The sequence below is a fragment of the Asanoa iriomotensis genome, from assembly GCF_016862515.1.
Taxonomy (GTDB): domain Bacteria; phylum Actinomycetota; class Actinomycetes; order Mycobacteriales; family Micromonosporaceae; genus Asanoa; species Asanoa iriomotensis.
The window spans coordinates 16,375-36,042 of sequence record NZ_BONC01000019.1 but is presented as its reverse complement, the minus strand read 5'-3'; the positions used below and the strand labels follow the sequence as shown (position 1 = coordinate 36,042).

Sequence of the window (19,668 nt, the reverse complement as noted above, 5' to 3'; positions counted from 1 at the left end):
TACGCTCCAGCCATGACAGAGACCTTCGTTCTGGTGCCGGGCATGTGGCTCGGCGGTTGGGTGTGGGACGGCGTGGCCGAGCGGCTTCGCGCCGCCGGCGACAAGGCCGTCACCGTGACGCTGGCCGGCGTGGGCGAGCGGGTCGGCGAGGGCGACGCCGACCTGGAGCAGCACGTCGCCGACATCATCGCCGCGGCGCGCGGACACGACAACGTCGTCCTGGTTGGACACAGCTACGCCGGATTGCCGGTGACGGCGGCCGCCGCGCGCATCCCGGTGTCACGCGTGATCTATGTGGACAGTGGTCCGCTCCCCGACGGCACCCGCCAGCTCGACATGGGCCCACCGCCGGAGTCGACCGATCCGGTGCCGTCGCGCCCCTGGGACCAGGCGTCGGATCCGGTGCTGCTGGCGGGCCTCGACGAGGAGGATCTGGCGCTGCTGAGGAAGCGGGCGACGACTCACCCGTTCGGGTCGGTCGCCCAACCGCTGCGCCGCGGGGGCACCCTCACACCGCCGGCCTCGATGATCGCCTGCACGTTCTCGCTGGAGCAGATCGCGGCGATGCGCGCCGCCGGCCACCCGTTCTTCGCGGCGGTCGACGACGACATGGTGATCCGGTCGCTGCCCACGGGCCACTGGCCGATGCTGTCGGAGCCGGCAGGGCTGGCCGAGCTGCTCAGGGCTTGAGCAGCGCGGCGATCTCCTCGGCCACCTCGTCCGGCGAGCGCCCGTCGGTCTCGACCGTGAGCGTCGCGACCGACTCGTAGAGCGGGATCCGCTGGTCGAGGAGGAACTTCAAGGTCGCCCGCGGGTTGATCTCCAGCAGCGGGCGCCCCGAGTGGAGCCCGACCCGCTTGACCGCCTCGCCGAGGCTCACCACCAGATGCACGACCTGGTGCCCGGCGAGCGCGGCGCGGTTCTCCTCGGCCATGATCGCGCCACCGCCGAGGGCGAGCACACCGTCGAAGTCACCGACCGCGGCCGCCACGGCGGCACGTTCGAGGGCGCGGAAGTGCTGCTCGCCCTCGTCGACGAAGATCTCGGGGATCGGCTTGCCGGCGGTCGCCTCGATGTCGGCGTCGGTGTCGCGGAAGGGCACGCCGAGCCGCGCGGCCAACGCCTGCCCGGTGCTGGTCTTGCCGGCGCCGGGCGCGCCGACCAGGATGGCCCGCGGCTGCCCGGTCACCGGATCACCAGGTTGTCGAGGTAGCCGGCGAGGTTGCGGCGGATCTCCACCACGGAGTCGCCGCCGAACTTCTCGGTGGCGGCTTCGGCGAGCACCAACGCGACCATGGACTCGGCCACGATCGCGGCGGCCGGCACCGCGGCCACATCGGACCGCTGGTTGATGGCGGTGGCGGGCTCGCCGGTCGCCACGTCCACCGTGGACAGTGCCCGGTTGAGCGAGGAGATCGGCTTCATCGCGGCGCGTACCCGCAAAGGCTCGCCGGTCGTGATCCCACCCTCCAGGCCGCCGGCCCGGTCGGTGACCCGCTTGACCCCGTTGGCGGTCGGGATGATCTCGTCGTGCGCGCTGGAGCCACGCGACCGCGCCTGGTTCCAGGCGTCGCCGATCTCCACACCCTTGATGGCCTGGATCGACATCAACGCGGTGGCCAGCCGGGCGTCGAGCTTGCGGTCCCACTGGACGTGGCTGCCGAGCCCCGGCGGCACGCCGTAGGCGAGCACCTCGACGATGCCACCCAACGTGTCCGCGTCCTTCTTGGCGGCGTCGACCTCGGCCACCATCCGCGCACTGGCGTCAGGATCAAGACACCGGAGAGGATCGGCATCGATCCGCTCGGCATCCTCGGGCCGCGGATGAAGCCCGGGTTTGGCGGCGACGCTCCCGAGCTCGACGACATGCGACACGATCTCGATGCCGAGCGCCTGCCGCACCAGCTCCCGCGCCACAGTGCCGACGGCGACCCGCGCCGCGGTCTCCCGCGCACTGGCCCGCTCGAGAATCGGCCGGGCGTCGGTGTAGCCGTACTTCTGCATGCCCGCGAGGTCGGCATGCCCCGGCCGCGGCCGGGTCAACGGGGCGTTGCGGGCCTGCTTGGCCAACAGCTCAGGATCAACGGGATCGGCCGCCATGACGGTCTCCCATTTGGGCCACTCGGAGTTGCCCACCTTGACCGCAACGGGGCTACCCAGGGTCACGCCGTGCCGCACACCACCAAGAATCTCGACAACGTCCTGCTCAAAGGACATGCGCGCACCACGCCCATACCCGAGCCGCCGCCGACCGAGCTGCCGCCCAATCTCGGCACTGGTCACCTCGACGCCGGCCGGCACCCCTTCGAGCACCGCCACCAACGCCGGCCCATGCGATTCCCCTGCGGTCAACCAGCGCAACACGGCCCAAGTCTGACACGCGGGCCGGCGACCACCAGCATCCGGGCACCCGGTCCCAAAACCCGGACTCCGCGGGGCCGGCGCCTCCTACACGCAGCCGCGCGGTGCGGGCGGCCAGCCGTCCGGCACGACCAAGCCCGACCCGCTGGCCGTGATCGTGTGCGCCTGATCAGTTTGTGTCCGGCCCATGCCGATGATCACGTGCGGCCGGTCTGCGCGACACACCGGCAGCTCTACCGACCGAGTGCACTCGATCATCGAGCACCCCGGCGCGGACTTGACCTACTGCACACGATCACCGCCGAAGCGCTGGCCGCTCCTGCCCTAAAGCGCGAGCAAGCGACTGCCAGACCCTGACCAAGGTGGGTAACCGGTCGTGGCATCGACCGGAACACATCGCGAAGCGGGCGTCTGGCGGAGCACCGGTCCGGACCCAGGCGGACCCGAGCCCGAATCTTCAGGAACGGGCCGCGGACAAGGCGTCGCGCATGGCTTCGACCGGGGGTTCGGCGCCCGTGAAGAGGCGGAACTGGCCCAAGGCCTGGGCCAGCAGGAGATCCAGGCCCGAGAGGATGCGGCAGCCGGCGCGCGCAGCAGACTCGGCTAGCGGTGTTGGCCACGGGTCGTAGAGGGCGTCGAAGACGATCGTCGTCGGGTGCCAGCCGGCGTTGATCGCCAGTGGGTCCGCGATGCCCTTCGGGACCGTCGAGATGACTACGTCGGCGTCGAGGGTGGTCAAGGCGTCCGGCCACAGGGTGGGTCGCAGTGGGAGGTTGAAGTCCGCGGCCGCGGCCGCCAGTTCCTCTATCGCCAACTGGCGGCGGGCGACGACCGTCAGCGAGTCTGCGGCCAGGTGTGCGGCGGCGGCCACGGCCGCGCGGGCCGTGCCGCCCGCGCCCAGGACCGTGAAGCGGGCGCCCGCGGTCACGCCCGCGCCAGACAACAGGGCGATCATGCCCTCGACGTCGGTGTTCGTGGCGTGCCAGCCGTCCGGGCGGCGGACGAGGGTGTTGGCCGCGCCGACCGTCGCTGCCACCGGAGCCACCGACGTCGCGACCGACAGCGCCACCTCTTTCAGCGGCATCGTCAGCGACAGGCCCGCCCACTCCGGGCCCAGGCCCGCGACGAAGGCCGACAGGCCGGCCTCGTCGCATTCGATCGCGGTGTACGACCAGTCTGTCAGGCCCAGGGCCGCGTAGCCCGCGTTGTGGATCACCGGGGACAACGAGTGGGCGATGGGCCTGCCCAGGACTGCCGCACGCGTCAATTGATGATCCCGGCCTCGCGTGCCTTGACCTTGTTGGCCTCGTGTTGTGCGTCCGTCTCCGCGAAGGCCGAGTGGCCCTGTGCGTCGATCGCCACGAAGAACAACCAGCCGCCGGCCGGCGGGTCCATCGCGCCCTCGAGCGCCTGCTTGCCCGGGTTGTCGATCGGCGTCGGTGTCAGGCCCTTGAAGAGGTGGGTGTTGTATTTGTTGGTCTCGTCCGCGTAGTCCGACTGCGTCATGTCCTTGGACGCCTTGGTCCGCTTGCCGGCGACCTCGAGGCCGTAGTTCAGCGTGACGTCGAACTGCAGCGGCATGTCCTTGACGTACACCCGGTTGTAGGCGACCCGCGCGATCTTGCCCAGGTCGTCCTTGTTGCCTGCCTCGGCCTGGGCCAGGGACGCGACGATCAGGGCCTCGTAGGGCGAGATCCCGCCGCGGTTCTTCTGGACGCCGTCCGCGAACTTGAGGTCGCCGGTCACGGTCAGGAAGCGGTTGACCATGAGGTCGAGGACCTGCTTGGCCGTGGGCTTCGGCGGCATCTCGTACGTGTCCGGGAAGAGGAAGCCCTCGAGCGACTTCGTCACCTTCTTGCCGTCGCGTCGTTCGAACCAGTAAGGCGGGATGTCGAAGCTGTCGACGTTCTTCGCCGCGGCCTGGAAGTCCTTGACGGGAATCTTGGTCTGCTCGGACAGGCGTTTGAAGGTGGAGAGCATGGTCAGGCCCTCGGGGATCGTCACGCCGTTGACGATCTTGTTTTTCGGGTCGACGAGGATGGCGAGCGCGGACTTGGCACTCATCTGCTTGTTGAGGCCGTAGACGCCGGGCTGGATGTTCTTGCTGCGGACGTCCGCGTCGGCCGCGTCGACGAAGGCCTTCGCGCTCTTCACGACATCGACCTGGACCAGGGTGTTCGCGATGTCGGTCGCGGTCTGTGCCTGCTTGACCTCGACGTTGACCTTCTCGGCGGTGCCCGCGCCGTCGTAGTCCGGGGTGGTGAAGTAGCCCTGGATCCGGTCGAAGCCGTACCAGGCTCCGGCGCCGAGGCCACCCAGCAGGATCAGCGCCATGAAGAACGCTATGGCGGTCTTGCCGCCGTTGCCCTTGCGCTTCGGTTTCTTGCCGCTCGCCGCCGCCTTGCGGTAGCCGCGTCGATGTCGGCCTTTGTCGGCCCTGTCCTCGAACGCGAGGTCAAGATCGTCGATCGTCACGTTCGCCTCCGCTGCGCGTCCAGCCAGCCCTGCAGTATCTCCACCGCGGCCGCCTGGTCGACCACCGCACGTTGCCGCTTTCCCCGCACGCCACGCTCGGCCAGCCTACGGGTCGCCACGACCGTCGACAGCCGCTCGTCCGCCAGCCGCACGGGGACCGGATCGATGACCGTCGCCAGGCGGTGAGCATAAGCCCTGGCACCGGTCGCCGCAGGTCCGTCCTTGCCACCCAGCGTGACGGGCAGACCGACCACCACCTCGATGATCGCGTGCTCCTCGACAAGTCGCGCAAGTTCGGCGATATCTGCAGGAATAGCGTCTTCTCCGGCATCCATGTCACGACGCAACGTCACCAGCGGCGTGGCGAGAATGCCGTCGGGGTCGCTTTGGGCGACCCCGACACGCACGTTACCCACATCGACACCGAGTCGTACACCCCGGCGAAAAGCGCTCAGCGCGTCACGCTCCGTCAATAGCTTTCTCGACGGCGGCCAGGAGGTTAACGGCCTCTGAAGCCGGCACGCCGCCACCCTGGGCCAGGTCGGCGTTGCCGCCGCCGCGCCCGGAGAGCGCGCCCTTGACCAGATCTGCCGCCGACAGGCCCCGCGACTTGGCGGCACCGTTGGTCGCCACGACCAGAGAAGCCTTGCCGCCCGACCGCGCCGCCACCGCGACGACCGCGGGCCGCGCCTGGTCGATCTTGCCGCGGATCTCTTGCGCGAGGGTACGCACATCGTTGCCGCCGGCACCCTCGGGCGCCTCGGTGCCCACGAACGCGACGCCGCGGATGTCGACCGCACCGGCCGCCAGCGCCGCAGCGCCGCCCAGGACGAGCTGGCCGCGGAGCTTCTCGAGCTCCTTCTCCGCGTCGCGGAGCTGGCTGATCGTCTGCGCGACGCGCTCGGCGACCTGCTCGCCCGGCACCCGGTAGAGCTCGGCGAGCCGGGCCACCAGCAGGTGCTCGCGGGCGAGGTGCTGGAACGCGTCGATGCCGACCAGCGCCTCGACCCGGCGTACGCCGGAACCGATCGACGCCTCCGACAGGATCTTGACCAGGCCGAGCTGCCCGGACCGGGCCACGTGGGTGCCGCCGCACAGCTCGCGGGCGTAGTCGCCGACCTCGACGACCCGCACCTCGTCGCCGTACTTCTCGCCGAACAGCGCCATGGCGCCGAGCCGGCGGGCTTCGGCCTGCGAGGTGATGAAGGCGTGCACCTCGAGGTCGCCGAGCAGCACCTCGTTGATCTGCTGCTCGACGTCGTTGAGCACGCTCGGCGGGACGGCCGCCGGGGTGTTGAAGTCGAACCGCAGCCGGCCCGGTGCGTTGAGCGAGCCCGCCTGGGTCGCCGACTCGCCCAGGAAGTTGCGCATCGTCTGGTGCACCAGGTGGGTCGCGGTGTGCGAGCGCGAGATCGCCTTGCGCCGCGCGACGTCGATCTCCGCGAAGCCGGCCTCGCCGGCCCGCAGCTCGCCACGGACGACCTTGGCGCGGTGCACGATCAGCCCTGGCACGGGCGACTGCACGTCGAACACCTCGACCTGGCCGCCGCCGACCGTGATCAGACCCAGGTCGGGCTGCTGGCCACCGCCCTCGGCGTAGAACGGGGTCGCGTCGAGGACCAGCTCGATGGTGTCGCCCTCGCCGGCCACCTCCAGCGCGCCGCCGCCCCCGTCGAGCAGGGCGCGGACCCGCGACTCGCGGTTGACCTCGGCGTACCCGGTGAACTCGACCGGGCCGCCCGCGTCGAGCACCGCGCGGTACGCGGACAGGTCGACGTGGCCGGTCTTGCGCGCCTGGGCGTCGGCCTTGGCGCGGGAGCGCTGCTCGGCCATCAGCCGGCGGAAGCCGTCGGCGTCGACCTGCAGCCCCTGCTCGGCTGCGATCTCCAGAGTCAGGTCGATCGGGAAACCGTACGTGTCGTGGAGCTGGAAGGCCTTGTCGCCGGAGAGCGTCGTGCCACCGGCCTCCTTGGTCTCCGTGACCGCCGTGTCCAGGATCGTCGTGCCGGCGCGCAGCGTCGACAGAAACGCCTCCTCCTCCGCGTACGCGTAGTCGGCGATCCGGCCGAAGTCCTCGGCCAGCTCCGGGTAGGAGGGCGCCATGCAGTCCCGGGCGATCGGCAGCAGCTCCGGCAGCGAGCGCTCCTGCCAGCCGAGCAGCCGCATCGACCGGATCGCCCGGCGCATGATCCGCCGGAGCACGTAGCCGCGGCCCTCGTTGGACGGGGTCACGCCGTCGCCGATCAGCATCAGCGAGGTGCGCACGTGGTCGGCGATCACCCGCAGCCGCACGTCGTCGGGGTGCGACTCGGCCGCGACGTGGCTGGTGCCGGCGCCGTAGCGCTTGCCGGTCAGCTCGGCCGCCCGGTCGAGGATCGGCTTGACCTCGTCGATCTCGTAGAGGTTGTCGACGCCCTGCAGCAGGGACGCGATCCGCTCGAGGCCCATGCCGGTGTCGATGTTCTTGGCCGGGAGCTCCCCGACGACGTCGAAGACCTCCTTGCTCTTCACGTTCGTGATCTCGTGCTGCATGAACACGAGATTCCAGAACTCGAGGAAGCGGTCCTCGTCGACCTCGGGGCCGCCGTCGGGGCCGTAGGCGGGACCGCGGTCGTAGTAGAGCTCCGAGCACGGGCCGGCCGGGCCCGGGATGCCCATCGACCAGTAGTTGTCCTTCTTGCCCCGGCGGACCAGCCGCTCGGCCGGGATGCCGGTCTGCTTCCAGATCTCGATCGCCTCGTCGTCGTCGAGGTAGACCGTGGCCCAGATGCGCTCCGGGTCGAGCCCGAACCCGCCCTCACCGACCGGCTTGGTGGCCAGCTCCCAGGCCAGCGGGATCGCGCCGGCCTTGAAGTAGTCGCCGAACGAGAAGTTGCCGTTCATCTGGAAGAACGTGCCGTGCCGGCTGGTCTTGCCGACCTCGTCGATGTCCGGCGTGCGGATGCACTTCTGGACGCTCGTCGCCCGCTCCCACGGCGGGGTGCGCTGGCCCAGGAAGTAGGGCACGAACTGCACCATGCCGGCGTTGATGAACAGCAGGTTCGGGTCGTCGATGGCGGGCAGCGGGGCGCTCGGGACCACGGCATGGCCGTTGGCCTCGAAGTGCGCGAGGAACCGCCGCTTGATCTCCGCCGTCTTCATCAGGTGCCTTCCCCGGTTTGTGGTGGCTTAGGAGTTGTGGCGCTGTCGTGGGCCGTTGATCGGCTCGTCGAACTCGACCTCGAGGTCGTCACCCCGCAGGTCCTCGAACTCGTCGTGGAAGGTCTCGCCGTTGGCGAACGCCTCGTGGATCTGCTGTTCGCGCTCCGCCATGTTGACGCGTACGTCGTCGACGAAGGCGCGGACCGACTCGACGAGGCCGCCGGCGGACTGGCTCACCGAACCGGCGATGCCGGCCGGGGTGAACTCGTTGGCCTTCTGGGTCAGCTTGCGCACGACCAGGGCGCCCACCGCGAGGCCGACGCCGAGCCAGAGCAACCGCTTCATGGGTCCTATCCTTCCTCGCCGCGCGCGGGTCGGGTCAGCGGGTGGTGGCCCGCTTCGCGGCGCGGCGCTGCTGCTTGAGGGTGGTGCGCACCTCTCGCTCCTCCTCCGCGTTGCGGCGGGCGGCGGTGGCCTTGCGCACGCCGTACCCGAAAGCGGCGACCTTGACCAGCGGGTTGGCCGCGGCTGCCGAGACCACAGTGGCGAGGTTGGCGACGTTGGCGGTCACGTTCTGGGCGTGGCCGGTCATCGTGTCGATCTTGGCGAGCTGGATGTTGACGCCGTCGAGGGAGGTGTGCACCTGGCTCAGCGCCACGTTGACGCCCTCGATCGTGGTGTTCGCGTTGGCCAGGATCGGCGCTGTGCGGTCGTTGAGATCGTTGATCGCGTTGGTGGCCGCGTCGATCGTCTTACGGAGTCGCAGGATCGGCACAGCGAGCACCAGCACCAGCATCAGGAACGCGCCCGCCACGACGAGCCACGCGACTTCTCCACCGTCCACCCGAACCTCCTCCACGACGTACCCCGTGCGCCAACGTGCAGACCCTACCGTCCGTAACGCTGCTCGGCTCAGGACGGTGCGGCCGTCGGCGGCAACCCGAAAGGTGTCTCGCCGACCTGTCCCGGGTCGGTCGCGGGCTGTGGTCCGGTGCGCTCGTCGGCGATCGCGTTGCGGACCTTGATGGACACGTCGGAACCCTTGCAGTCCTCCGGATCCAGGGCCGGCGGAGCCGCGGTGGCGCCGGGCGCCGGTTCGACGCCGATGGGCACGTTGCCGCAGGCCGGGGCGCGTACCCAGAGATCCATGGTCAGCTCGTCCCGCGTCCAGCAGGTGTAGCTGCCGTCGACCTTGCTCTCGGGGCACTTGGCCGGCTTCCAACTCTGCCAGCCATCCGCGACCAAGGCATCGTGGTACGCCTTAGCGGTTTCCTCCGGCCCCTGGCTCGAGTGGGTGGTGCGCTCCCGGAAGCGGCACTCCTCGAGACACCAGCGGTTGCCGTCGGTCTGGTCCTGGGGTTCGGTGTTGGCCCAGTCGGGCACGCCGAGGCTGTCGAGCGAGACGAAGACGGGGTCGCGCGACTCGGCCTTGGACCAGGAGTAGATCGGAAGAGCGACGAGAACGAGCAGGATGCCGAGTACGAGCACGCCCAGGCGGACGTTTCTCGGCTCACGCATCTGTTCGCGGAGTTGGGCCGGGGTGACCATGCCCCGCTTCGTCGCGGTGTCGGCATTCGGCGCGGCTGGCGCCCCGGCGATGGGTTGGCTGGCCTCGGGGTTGACCGGGACCGAGGCCGAGCGCCGGACCGGTCCTGTGCCGTCGACCGGGCCCGGCTGGTCCGGGGGTGCGGCCGGCGGGCGGGCTACGCCTGCGGCCGGGGTCGCGGCTGCCCTGACCGGGGGCATGACGACGGTGCCGCTGGCGGGCGGCGCGTCCGGGCCCGGCAGGTCGCCTGGTCCTGGCACGCCGGCGCGGCCGCGGGTGCCCGGGGCTTGCCCGGGCGGTCCCGATGGTCCCGGTCCGGGGCCCCCTTGTGTGCCGAGGCCGCCGGGGCCCGGCTGGTTGGGGCCCGTCGGGGGGCGGGCGGTGCCGGTGGCGGCGTCCGGTGCGCGGCCGCCTGGGCGGCTCGCGCCGCGTGCGGCTGGTGGCTGAGGGCCTGGTCCCGCTCCTGGTCCGGTGGGCATGCCGGCCGGGCCGGCCGGCGGTGCGGCCGGCGGGCGGACGGTGCCGGTCGCGTCCGGGCCGCCGCGGCCGGGTGGGCGCGCGCCGCGTCCGGGTGGTCCGCCCGGACCGCCGGGGCCGGGCTGGTCGGGTCCGCGCGGCGGGCGCACCGCCGCGCTGCCGGCCGGTCCGCCGCGGCCGCTCGGAGTGCTTGGCCCATTCGGGCTGCCGGGTCCGGCCGGTGCGGGTCCGTCCGCGGTGGGTCGTTCGAGACCGCCGGGTACGCGCAAGCGCGAAGGTCCGGCCGTGGCGTCCGGTGGTCCTGAGACGGGGCCCTGCGGGTCGTCCGGTGCGGCTCGCCTGCCGCCTGGCGCGTCGGGCGCCCGTCCGGCGCGGTCGCCGTCGCTGAACCGACCCCTGGCGCCGAGCCCACCGGTGTCGCTGTCCGAGGCCCGTCTCCGGCGCCCGCTGCCCGTCACGTCGCCGGTGCTGTTGAGCGGGTCGCCGGCAGAACCGCCGTGTCGACCTGGTCGGTCCGCGCCTCCGCCTTGGCGTGGCACGCCACCTGACGCCGCCCCCGTCACCTCGTCGGCGGTGCCGTGGCGCCCGCCCGGAGCAGTGCCGGTGTCCGGTCCGCCTGCGGCTCGGCGGCCCGCGAGGTCCGCGTCCGCCGCGTCGCCGCGGAAGCGACTACGCGCGCCCGCCGCTCGCGTGGTGCCCGTGCCGTCGCCGGGCGCGTCCTGGTCGGGTATGCCGCGACTGCCCCGTCCGCCAATGCCACCGGTGTCGCCGGGCCCGCCGCTACCGCCAGGGCCGCCGGGTCCGCCGCGCCGGCCGGGTGCGCCGCCGCCAGGTCCGTCGGGGCCGCCGCGCCCGCCCGGTCCGCCGCCGCCAGGTCCGTCGGGGCCGCCGCGCCCGCCCGGTCCGCCGCCAGGTCCGCCAAGGCCGTCAGGTCCGCTCCGGCCGCCAGGCCCGCGACCATCTGGCATAGCGCCTGGAACACCACGACCGGCCGGACCACCGGGCCGGCCGGCCAACGCCTGGCCCGACCCCGGAGGGCCCTCGCCGGGCGGCAGATCTGGATCTGGACCACCGGGCCGCCTACGGCCGCCATCCGGCCGGCCAGGCATAGCCGCAGCCTCGTCGGTGGCCGGGAAACCGCCGCGGGCGCCCCGCCGTCCACGACCGTCCGATATCTGGCCTGCAGCGCCATCGCCCGGCTCGTCCGGGCCACCGGCACGGCGACGCCCGCCGTAGCCCTCAGCCTGCGCGGGAATGGCGGCGCCGCCCTCCGCGACGCCATTGGGTCGGCCGCGGCCGCCGAACGCGTCCGGACGCCCGGGCGCACCGTCGCGCGGCGGGACTTCCTGACCCGGCACGCCTCCGCGGCCCGGTCGGCCGGCTGCGCCCTCGGCGGGCTGCCCCGGCGCCGCGGCACTGCCGCGACCCGGACGGTCGCCGAAGCTCTCGGGGCCGTTCGCCGGCGCCTCGGGTGCGGCCCGGCGACCCTGGCGTGGCGGCCCGGCATCGCGCCCGGGCACCACCGGTGGCGCGATCACGGGCGGCATCCCGCCGGTCGCCGTCGGTCCGCCACCGCGGACGGGCGGCACGGCTCCGGTCGTGCTCCAGCCCGACGTGTCCTCCCGCTGCGCGGGTGCCGGCGTGCCGGCGCCGCCCGCGAACCGGTTGCGAGCCGGCCCGGCGCCCGAGGTCGGCGCACCGGCGACGGGTGGGCGGCCCTGCTCACGGCGTGCCCACTCGGACGTCTGCGTGCCCGCGGGCTCCGCATCAGGCTCGGGCGCCCGTCGGCGGCCACCGCCGTTCGGCGGCGTCACCGCACCGGTGGCGGGCTCTGCGTCACGCCGGCTCTGCGGTGGTTCGGCAGCGGGCGCACCACCGGGCCCGCCCGGGCCGCGCCCACCGCGCCAGCCCGGGCCGGGCTCACCCGGCGCGGCGGACGGCACCTGCGGCGCGTTGCCGGACTGCGGCACGTTGGTCGGCTGTTGGTCCGGCGGCGCCGAGAACCGGCTGCGCGCCGACCCTCCCCGGCCACGCGGGCCGGAAACAGGAGCGGCGGGCAGCCCGCCAGTAGCTTCGGGACGCTGGTCGCGCGTGGCCCACTGCCCGGTGGTCTCCTGACCACCTGGCGCAGCGGGACGACGACCCGCAGCGAACTGCCCGGTCCCCTCGTCGGCCCGATCGCCCGGAGCACCCCGCCGTGAGCGCCCAGCCTGGTCACCAGGCGGCATACCCGGCTGGCCCGCACCGAACTGCCCTGTCGCATCCGGGGCCCGACCTGCCGGGCCACCCCGCCGTGGCGGGCGTCCCGCCGGATCGCCGGACGGCACAGCCGGGCCTGAACCGAACTGTCCCGTCGCGCCCTCGGCCCGGTCAGCCGGTCCGCCACGCCGCGGTCGTCCAGCCGGATCGCCGGGCGGCATGCCCGGGCCGGCCGGACCGAACTGCCCCGTCCCGTCCTCGGGCCGCTCGGCCGGGCCACCCCGCCGTGGTCGCCCGGCCGGGTCGCCAGGCGGCATGCCCGGACGGCCCGCGCCGAACTGCCCGGTCGCATCCTCGGCCCGGTCTGCCGGGCCGCCGCGCCGTGGCGGCCGCCCAGCCGGATCGCCGGGCGGCATGCCCGGGCCGGCCGGACCGAACTGGCCCGTCGCGTCCTGGGGCCGCCCGGCCGGTCCACCTCGCTGTGGTCGCCCGGCGGGGTCGCCGGGCGCGGCACCGCCGCGCGGGCCACCGGGTGGCACCGCGGCGCCACCGCGGGCTCCGGCGGGTGGCTCTGGCGCGGCACCGCCACGCGGGCCACCGGGTGGCACCGCGGCGCCACCGCGGGCTCCGCCGGGTGGCTCTGGCACGGCACCGCCACGCGGGCCGCCGGGTGGCACAGGTCCGGCCGCACCGCGTGGTCCGTTCGCGGGCACGCCGCCGGGGGTGACGGGCGGCCCGCCCGCCGGCGGACCACCGAAGCGGGCCGGCGGCTCGCCGGGTGCACCGCCCGGGCCGCGCCCGCCGTCGGCCGGACGTCCCCGCCCGGGCCGTCCCGGTGCGCCGGGCTCGGCACCGTCGCCACCGAACTGTCCATGTTGTGGAGGCTCACCGGCGGGCTCGCCGCGCCGGGATCCTTCGCCGCCGAATCGTGCCGGCCCGCCTGGTGCGGCACCACGCCCCGGCGGCTGGTTGCCGGCGGCCGCGGCCGGACCGCCACCGAACGCCGGCCCGTCGGGCCCGGGAGCCGCTGGCGGTGGAGGCGGTGGCGCCGCGCCATCGCCGCCCGGACCGATGTCCGCGCGTTCTTCCTTGGCTGTGCGCAGGTCGGCCAACCAGCCGAGGTCCTCACCGCGGGTCGCATCGACCTCGTCGCCGTCGTCGCGACCCCGGCCCCATCGCCGGCCTCGCGCCGGCGGATCGCGCCGATCGTCGCTCACGCGTTCACCTCACTGCTCGTAGCGTCACCGCACCGCCGGATGCCTCGCCGTTCGGGCAGCGCGCTGGTGCAGGGATCGAGATCGCGACACAGCCCGCAACCCCGGTTCACCCAACCTCGCCTTCGTCGTCACGCCGCGCCCCGGCCGACCGCCGGCCGCCGCGCTCCGCCGAAACAGCGTCACCCACCGACCGCTCCTCCGCGACCCCGCTATCGCCAGATCGCGCCTCCGGCGGGGCGACCGTTTCCGCACCATCCGCACGGCCGCCAGCTACCGGCCGCGTTGCGGAACCATCGTCGCCCACCGCGGAACCGTCGCCCGCCGCCGGACCGTCCTGACCCGCTGGCCGCGCCGCGGGACCGTCGTCGTCCACAGGCCGCGTCCCGAGACCGTTGACCGGCGCCGCAGGACCGTCGCCACCCGTGGGCCGCGCCGCAAGACCGTTATCAGCACCGTTGACGGACCGCGCCGAGGGACCATCGCTGTCCGCAGAACCGCCCGACCGCGGCGCGGGACCGCTGCCCCCGGGACCGCCGCTCGGCCGCTCGGCAGGACCGCCGGCGCCGCCCGGCCGTGACCCCACACCCTCGTCCGGGGTCGTGGCTCGCCGGTTGCGCTCGCCGCGGACGATTCGCCGGATCGTCGGCAGCCGCATCGCCACCGCGCGCTCGTCGCCGTGGTCGCCCGGCTGGTAGTAGTCGACGCCGACCAGACCGTCCGGCGGGTACTGCTGGGTGAGCACGCCGCGTGGGTCGTCGTGGGGATATTGGTAGCCCTTGCCGTGCCCGAGCCCCCGCGCGCCCTGGTAGTGCGCGTCCCGCAACGGCCGCGGCACCGCGCCGCCCTTGCCGGCCCGCACATCGGCCAACGCCGCGCCGATCGCCGTCGTCGCGCTGTTGGACTTGGGCGCCGTAGCCATGTGGATCACGGCCTGGGCCAGGTTGAGCTGGACCTCGGGCAGCCCGACGTACTCCACCGCGTGCGCCGCCGCCGTCGCCACCACCAGCGCGGTCGGGTCGGCCATGCCGACGTCCTCGCTGGCGAAGATCACGATGCGCCGGGCGATGAACCGGGCGTCCTCGCCGGCCACCAGCATCCGCGCCAGGTAGTGCAGTGCGGCGTCCACATCGGAGCCCCGCATGCTCTTGATGAACGCGCTGACCACGTCGTAGTGCTCGTCGCCGTCCCGGTCGTACCGCACCGCCGCGACGTCGACCGCCTGCTCCGCGGTCGCCAGGTCGATCTCGGTGGCGCCGCGGGCCAGCGCCGAGCCGGCGGCCGCCTCCAGCGCGGTCAGGGCCTTGCGGACGTCGCCTGACGCGAGGCGTACCAGATGATCTTCTGCTTCTTGGGTGAGAGTGACCTCGCCGCCGAGGCCGCGCTCGTCGGTGACTGCGCGCCGCACGAGACCGCGCACCGCCGCCTCGTCGAGCGGCTGAAGGGTCAACAACACACAACGGGACAAAAGCGGCGAAATCACCGAGAAGTACGGGTTCTCGGTCGTCGCCGCCAGCAGCGTCACCGTGCGGTCCTCGACGGCCGCGAGCAGCGAGTCCTGCTGGGTCTTGGAGAAGCGGTGCACCTCGTCGATGAACAGCACGGTCGGCGGCCCGCCCGCCCGCCGTTGCCGCCGCGCGGTGTCGATCACGGCACGGACGTCCTTGACGCCCGCGTTGAGGGCCGACATCGCCACGAACTTGCGGTCACTCGCCTGGGCGACGAGGTGCGCGATCGTCGTCTTCCCGCTGCCGGGCGGCCCCCACAGGATCACCGAGAGGGGCGTCGACCCGCTGACCAGTTGTCGCAGCGGCGCACCGGGCGCGAGCAGGTGTCCCTGCCCGACCAGTTCGTCGATCGTCCGGGGCCGCATCCGCACCGGCAGCGGCGCGTCGGCACCCGGCGTCGCGAAGCCGTCAGTGCCGGCGGTGTGCGCGGGTGCGGTGCGCACCCCGCCGCCGTCGGCGACCGAGAACAGGGCGTCGGGCTCCATCAGGAAGACACTACCGGCCGGGTGACAGGTGCCGGAAATGCGAAGAACCCTGCACCGGTACGAGCGGCGCGGGGTTCTTCGCGAGATCACCTGGACCTGGGCCGGCGCCCATGGCCCGCGGCGTCAGGTCGGGTCTGGTGGGTCAGCGTGGTGCGCCGGCGAGGTCCAGACGGCGTCCGGCCCGGCGCGCTGATCCCACGAGACACGACCTGGCCGCAGGCTGGCGTCAGCCGCGGCCCGGGCGGCGGCCGTAGAAGCGCCGGCCACTGCCGGTGCCGTTGCGCGGGCCGCTGCCGATGCCCGCGAGGTAGAGAGCGAGCAGGGTGAGGCCGATCAGCACGAGCGTGTTCCAGTTGAACAGGTCCGGCGCGCCCAGGTCGGTGTCGAACAGGTCGAGCAACAGGGCAAAGCCGAAGACGATGGCCGCGGCGATGGCGAGCATCTCTATCCTCCTGATTTGGGCTCCGCCCGAGGGGTTCGAGCGAGGTGGCGGGCTCAATACCCAATTGGGTCAGCGGGCAATCTCGACGATCGATCGCGTACGTTGCGGGCTTGGTTGAACCCCTCGCCGGCCGGGACGCGGTGCTGGTGGCGACGGGAGCCCACCCGTACGCCCGCCTGACCGTCGAACCCACCGGCACCGGTTTCCGTGACGGGTCCACTGTGGTCTGGATCACGCGCGGCGGCTCGACGGTGTGCGCACTCGGCGACGGCGCGGTCGCCGCCGCGACGGCGGCCCGGCTCGCGGGCGAGGCGCGGCCGGACGCGGCGCGCTGGTGGCACCTACCCCGCTTGGCCGGTGAGCCACCGGTAGCGACCCGGGTCCGCGACGAATGGGACTTCCGCTGGACGACGTCGCCACCGCCGCACCGCGACGGCGAGGAGCGCGCGGCCCCGACCGACGACGACGCCGGGATCTCGTCGTTGCTCGACATAGCTTTCCCGGCGACCACGACCCGCCCCGGCGACCCGCGCATCCGCGCGTGGTGGGCGATCCGCGACGGCGATCAGGTCGTCGCGTGCGCGGCCGACCGCAGCCGCGGCGGGGTCGGGTTCCTGGCCGGCATCGCGGTGCACCCGGACGCCCGCGGCCGCGGGCTGGGCACGGCGCTGACTGCGGCGCTGACCCGGCATCTCGTCGCGGAGCACGGGACCGCCGCCCTGGGCGTGATGAGCGACAACGCGGTGGCGAACCGGATCTACGAGTCGCTGGGCTACACGTCCTCGATCCCCCGGACCACGGTCGGCCTCGCCTAGCCGGTCCGCACGCGGGCGTCTCGCTCGAGGCCGGGCACGTCGGCCGGTTTCGTCCCACCGGGTCTCGACGAGGCGTGCAGCCGCAGTCGCGACCGGCACGTCGACGAAGCGGCGCTTCTCCGCCTCCTGCAGCTCACTCGCTGTCGAGGTGTGGTGGTGATGGTCCGGATGCATCCGCCGGCCGCCGAGGTCCCGCCCCATACGGGCGGCTCGCGGTTGTCCGAGGCCCGTTTCGTCCGTTGGCTTGCTGGCCGACGGACCGCATGCGGGCGGCTCGCGGGGCGATGACTCCGCGGATCAGCTCGTCAGCTGACGAGGCGATCCCGGCGCTCAGCGCGGTGCGTCGGTCAGGATCTCGGACGGCGGGCGAAGGCGGGTCTTCAGGACGTCGCGGGCGCGGGTCGTGTCGAGGACCACCGTGGCCGGGCGGTGCAGACCCAACTCGGCGAGCGTCGCCCCGTGCAGGGCCGCCGGGTCGCGACCGTGGGCACGAGCGACCAACTGCCCGAGCTGAAGCCGGGTCAGCGGCTCCGGACCGGAGACGTTGAGCACGCCCGCGTAGTCCCCCGCCGCCAGCTCCAGCACCGCCGCGGCCAGGTCGCCGACGCCGACCGGCGTGCGGACCTCGTCGGTGAAGAGCCGCAGCTCGGATCCCGGCGCCAGCGCGTCGAGACAGAACGCCACCTGCCTCGCCCGCGCGTCCGGCCCGATGATCACCGAGCACCGCACCAGCGCCGCCTCCGGCGCGACCACCCGCACCGCCGTCTCAGCGGCGGCCTTCGACGCGCCGTACGCGTAGACCGGGGTCGGTTCGTCCTCCTCCCGGTAGGGCTCCGTGCGTCCACCGTGGACAGCGTCGCTGGAGACGTGCACCAGCCGCGCGCCGACCCGGGCGGCGGCCGCCGCCACGTGCCCGGCACCGGTCGCGGTGACCGCCCAATCGGCGTACACCCCGACGGTGTTGACCACCGTTCGCGGCCGCAGGGCCTCGACCAGCCGGCCCACCGCGCCCCGGTCCCGCACGTCGAGCGGCTCCCAGCGCACGCCCGGCACATCGCCGGGCGCCCGCTGATGGGTCGCCATCACCGCGGAGCCCGCCGCGACGGCCAGCCGGCACACCTCACCGCCGAGGTAGCCGCTGCCGCCGACGACCAGCACCGTCACCCGGCCACCCGCCGGCTCACGGCGTGTGTTCGACGTGCACCGCGACACCGGCGGTGCCGGCGTGCGCCGCCTGGGCCGCCTTCGGCTTGGCGTCGATGCCGGCCTCGAGCCGCTGCTGCGCCGTGATCGGCGTCGGTGCGGTCGTCAGCGGGTCGTAGCCGCCCCGCGTCTTCGGGAAGGCGATGACCTCGCGGATCGAGTCGGCGCCGGCGAGCAGCATGCAGACCCGGTCCCAGCCGAACGCGATGCCGCCGTGCGGGGGCGGGCCGTATTTGAAAGCCTCTAGCAGGAAGCCGAACTTGTCGGCCGCCTCCTCGTCGGAGATGCCGAGCAGGGTGAACACCCGGCGCTGCACGCTGGCCCGGTGGATACGGACGGAGCCGCCGCCGATCTCGTTGCCGTTGCAGACGATGTCGTAGGCGTAGGCCAGCGCGCGGTCCGGCGCCTCCTCGAAGGTGTCCATCCACTCCGCGTTGGGCGATGTGAACGGGTGGTGGACCGCCGTCCAGCCGCCCTCGTCGTCCTTTTCGAACATCGGCGCGTCGGTCACCCAGCAGAACGCCCAGGCGTCGGGGTCGGCCAGGCCGGCCCGCTTGGCGATCTCGACGCGGGCGGCGCCCAGCAGCTCCTGCGCCTCGCGCCGCTCGGCGGCCGCCGCGAAGAAGATGGCGTCACCGGGCTTGGCACCGACGGCGTCGCCGAGCCCCTCGAGGTGTCCGGCGTTCAGGTTCTTGGCGACCGGGCCGCGGGCCTCGCCGGTCTCCGCGTCGAGCACCACGTAGGCCAGGCCGCGGGCGCCGCGGGCCTTGGCCCAGTCCTGCCAGCCGTCGAGCTCCTTGCGGCTCTGCGCGGCGCCGCCCGGCATGACCACCGCGCCGACGTAGCCGCCGGCGTCGATCGCGCCGGCGAACACCCGGAACTCGGTGCCGCGCAGGTAGTCGGTCAGCTCGGTCAGCTCGACCCCGTAGCGCAGGTCGGGCTTGTCGGAGCCGTAGCGCGCCATCGCGTCGTGCCAGGTGATCCGCGGGATCGGCCGGTCGATGCGGTGACCGGCCAGCTCCTCCCAGAGCGCGCCGACGATCGCCTCGCCGAGGTCGATCACGTCGTCCTGGGTGATGAACGACATCTCGATGTCGAGCTGGGTGAACTCGGGCTGCCGGTCGGCGCGGAAGTCCTCGTCGCGGTAGCAGCGCGCGATCTGGTAGTAGCGCTCCATCCCGGCCACCATCAGCAGCTGCTTGAAGAGCTGGGGCGACTGCGGCAGCGCGTACCAGCTGCCGGGTTGCAACCGCACCGGGACCAGGAAGTCGCGGGCGCCCTCGGGCGTCGACCGGGTCAGGGTCGGCGTCTCGATCTCGTTGAAGTCGCGGTCGTGCAGCACGCGGCGGGCGATCTGGTTGGCCCGGCTGCGCAGCTTGAGCGCGTTGGCCGGCCCGCTGCGGCGCAGGTCGAGGTAGCGGTGGCGGAGCCGGATGTCGTCACCCGCGTCGATGTTGTCGTCGACCGGCAGCGGCAGCGGCGCGGCCTCGGAGAGCACCTCGAGCACGGTCGCGTTGACCTCGACCTCGCCGGTCGGCAGCTCGGGGTTCTCGTTGCCGGCCGGCCGCCGGGCGACCTCGCCGTCGACGCGGACGCAGAACTCGTTGCGGAGGTGGTGCGCGTCTTCCTCACGGAAGACCACCTGCACCACGCCTGACCCGTCGCGGAGGTCGACGAAGATGACCCCACCATGATCACGGCGGCGGGCCACCCAGCCGGCCAGGGTCACCGCGCTGCCGGCGTCCGTGGCACGCAGGCTTCCGGCATCATGGGTACGGATCACGGCTGTCGTTCTCCTCGAC

The 19,668-nt window shown here is 73.4% G+C and carries 17 protein-coding genes; 2 read left to right on the top strand and 15 right to left on the bottom strand.

Annotated features, from left to right (window positions below):
* Positions 1 to 12: 12 nt before the first annotated feature.
* The gene (locus tag Air01nite_RS15500; RefSeq protein WP_203703039.1) at positions 13 to 690 is read left to right on the top strand and encodes an alpha/beta fold hydrolase; all 678 of its coding nucleotides are present in this window, start codon (positions 13 to 15) and stop codon (positions 688 to 690) included.
* Here the strand turns inward: Air01nite_RS15500 and Air01nite_RS15495 are convergent.
* From Air01nite_RS15495 to Air01nite_RS15435, 13 genes are all read right to left on the bottom strand, one after another.
* Positions 680 to 1,189 carry a shikimate kinase gene (locus Air01nite_RS15495; RefSeq protein ID WP_203703037.1) on the bottom strand — a complete coding sequence of 170 codons (510 nt, stop codon included), beginning with the start codon at positions 1,187 to 1,189 and terminating at the stop codon, positions 680 to 682. The two genes, Air01nite_RS15500 and Air01nite_RS15495, sit on opposite strands and share 11 nt — an antisense overlap.
* On the bottom strand, positions 1,186 to 2,364 hold the full coding sequence (aroC, locus tag Air01nite_RS15490; RefSeq protein WP_203703035.1) for a chorismate synthase: 1,179 nt from the start codon (positions 2,362 to 2,364) through the stop codon (positions 1,186 to 1,188). Before aroC ends, Air01nite_RS15495 begins: the two co-directional genes overlap by 4 nt.
* A gap of 454 nt (positions 2,365 to 2,818) precedes the next feature.
* Complete coding sequence (locus Air01nite_RS15485) at positions 2,819 to 3,628, bottom strand: shikimate dehydrogenase (RefSeq protein ID WP_203703034.1); 810 nt, start codon at positions 3,626 to 3,628, stop codon at positions 2,819 to 2,821.
* On the bottom strand, positions 3,625 to 4,836 hold the full coding sequence (gene mltG / locus Air01nite_RS15480) for an endolytic transglycosylase MltG (protein ID WP_239090731.1): 1,212 nt from the start codon (positions 4,834 to 4,836) through the stop codon (positions 3,625 to 3,627). The genes Air01nite_RS15485 and mltG overlap by 4 nt, the downstream gene beginning before the upstream one ends.
* Positions 4,833 to 5,291 (bottom strand): Holliday junction resolvase RuvX, encoded by a 459-nt coding sequence (gene ruvX, locus Air01nite_RS15475; RefSeq protein WP_203703125.1) that lies wholly within the window; start codon positions 5,289 to 5,291, stop codon positions 4,833 to 4,835. The genes mltG and ruvX overlap by 4 nt, the downstream gene beginning before the upstream one ends.
* 4 nt (positions 5,292 to 5,295) lie before the next feature.
* Positions 5,296 to 7,977 (bottom strand): alanine--tRNA ligase, encoded by a 2,682-nt coding sequence (gene alaS, locus Air01nite_RS15470; RefSeq protein WP_203703032.1) that lies wholly within the window; start codon positions 7,975 to 7,977, stop codon positions 5,296 to 5,298.
* Between the two features lie 27 nt (positions 7,978 to 8,004).
* The gene (locus tag Air01nite_RS15465; protein ID WP_203703030.1) at positions 8,005 to 8,322 is read right to left on the bottom strand and encodes a hypothetical protein; all 318 of its coding nucleotides are present in this window, start codon (positions 8,320 to 8,322) and stop codon (positions 8,005 to 8,007) included.
* Positions 8,323 to 8,356: 34 nt separating this feature from the next.
* Entirely contained in the window at positions 8,357 to 8,821 is a 465-nt protein-coding gene (locus Air01nite_RS15460; protein WP_203703029.1) for a DUF948 domain-containing protein, read from the bottom strand.
* Between the two features lie 68 nt (positions 8,822 to 8,889).
* Complete coding sequence (locus Air01nite_RS15455; RefSeq protein WP_239090739.1) at positions 8,890 to 9,783, bottom strand: hypothetical protein; 894 nt, start codon at positions 9,781 to 9,783, stop codon at positions 8,890 to 8,892.
* Positions 9,784 to 10,559: 776 nt separating this feature from the next.
* Positions 10,560 to 11,192, bottom strand: coding sequence for a hypothetical protein (locus Air01nite_RS41585; RefSeq protein ID WP_203703028.1), 633 nt, complete (start codon positions 11,190 to 11,192; stop codon positions 10,560 to 10,562).
* A gap of 618 nt (positions 11,193 to 11,810) precedes the next feature.
* Positions 11,811 to 13,073 carry a hypothetical protein gene (locus Air01nite_RS15445; RefSeq protein WP_203703027.1) on the bottom strand — a complete coding sequence of 421 codons (1,263 nt, stop codon included), beginning with the start codon at positions 13,071 to 13,073 and terminating at the stop codon, positions 11,811 to 11,813.
* Between the two features lie 449 nt (positions 13,074 to 13,522).
* The gene (locus Air01nite_RS15440) at positions 13,523 to 15,406 is read right to left on the bottom strand and encodes a replication-associated recombination protein A (RefSeq protein ID WP_203703026.1); all 1,884 of its coding nucleotides are present in this window, start codon (positions 15,404 to 15,406) and stop codon (positions 13,523 to 13,525) included.
* A 226-nt stretch (positions 15,407 to 15,632) separates the two neighbouring features.
* Positions 15,633 to 15,848 carry a hypothetical protein gene (locus Air01nite_RS15435; protein ID WP_203703025.1) on the bottom strand — a complete coding sequence of 72 codons (216 nt, stop codon included), beginning with the start codon at positions 15,846 to 15,848 and terminating at the stop codon, positions 15,633 to 15,635.
* 110 nt (positions 15,849 to 15,958) lie between these two features.
* Here Air01nite_RS15435 and Air01nite_RS15430 point away from each other — a divergent pair, with 110 nt between their 5' ends.
* Positions 15,959 to 16,663, top strand: coding sequence for a GNAT family N-acetyltransferase (locus Air01nite_RS15430; RefSeq protein WP_203703024.1), 705 nt, complete (start codon positions 15,959 to 15,961; stop codon positions 16,661 to 16,663).
* Positions 16,664 to 16,993: 330 nt separating this feature from the next.
* On the opposite strand, the gene Air01nite_RS15425 is transcribed toward Air01nite_RS15430, so the two are convergent.
* Both Air01nite_RS15425 and aspS read right to left on the bottom strand, forming a co-directional pair.
* Positions 16,994 to 17,827, bottom strand: a complete 834-nt coding sequence (locus Air01nite_RS15425) for an SDR family oxidoreductase (RefSeq protein WP_203703023.1) — start codon at positions 17,825 to 17,827, stop codon at positions 16,994 to 16,996.
* Between the two features lie 16 nt (positions 17,828 to 17,843).
* Positions 17,844 to 19,649 carry an aspartate--tRNA ligase gene (aspS, locus tag Air01nite_RS15420; protein ID WP_203703021.1) on the bottom strand — a complete coding sequence of 602 codons (1,806 nt, stop codon included), beginning with the start codon at positions 19,647 to 19,649 and terminating at the stop codon, positions 17,844 to 17,846.
* Between the last annotated feature and the right edge of the window lie 19 nt (positions 19,650 to 19,668).

Bases quoted from the DNA above. Each gene is read 5' to 3' on its own strand.
- Air01nite_RS15445 (WP_203703027.1), bottom strand. From the start codon at position 13,073: ATGGACAGTTCGGTGGCGACGGTGCCGAGCCCGGCGCACCGGGACGGC.
- Air01nite_RS15465 (WP_203703030.1), bottom strand. From the start codon at position 8,322: ATGAAGCGGTTGCTCTGGCTCGGCGTCGGCCTCGCGGTGGGCGCCCTG.
- alaS (WP_203703032.1), bottom strand. From the start codon at position 7,977: ATGAAGACGGCGGAGATCAAGCGGCGGTTCCTCGCGCACTTCGAGGCC.
- Air01nite_RS41585 (WP_203703028.1), bottom strand. From the start codon at position 11,192: ATGGCGCTGCAGGCCAGATATCGGACGGTCGTGGACGGCGGGGCGCCC.
- Air01nite_RS15435 (WP_203703025.1), bottom strand. From the start codon at position 15,848: ATGCTCGCCATCGCCGCGGCCATCGTCTTCGGCTTTGCCCTGTTGCTC.
- Air01nite_RS15440 (WP_203703026.1), bottom strand. From the start codon at position 15,406: ATGGAGCCCGACGCCCTGTTCTCGGTCGCCGACGGCGGCGGGGTGCGC.
- Air01nite_RS15500 (WP_203703039.1), top strand. From the start codon at position 13: ATGACAGAGACCTTCGTTCTGGTGCCGGGCATGTGGCTCGGCGGTTGG.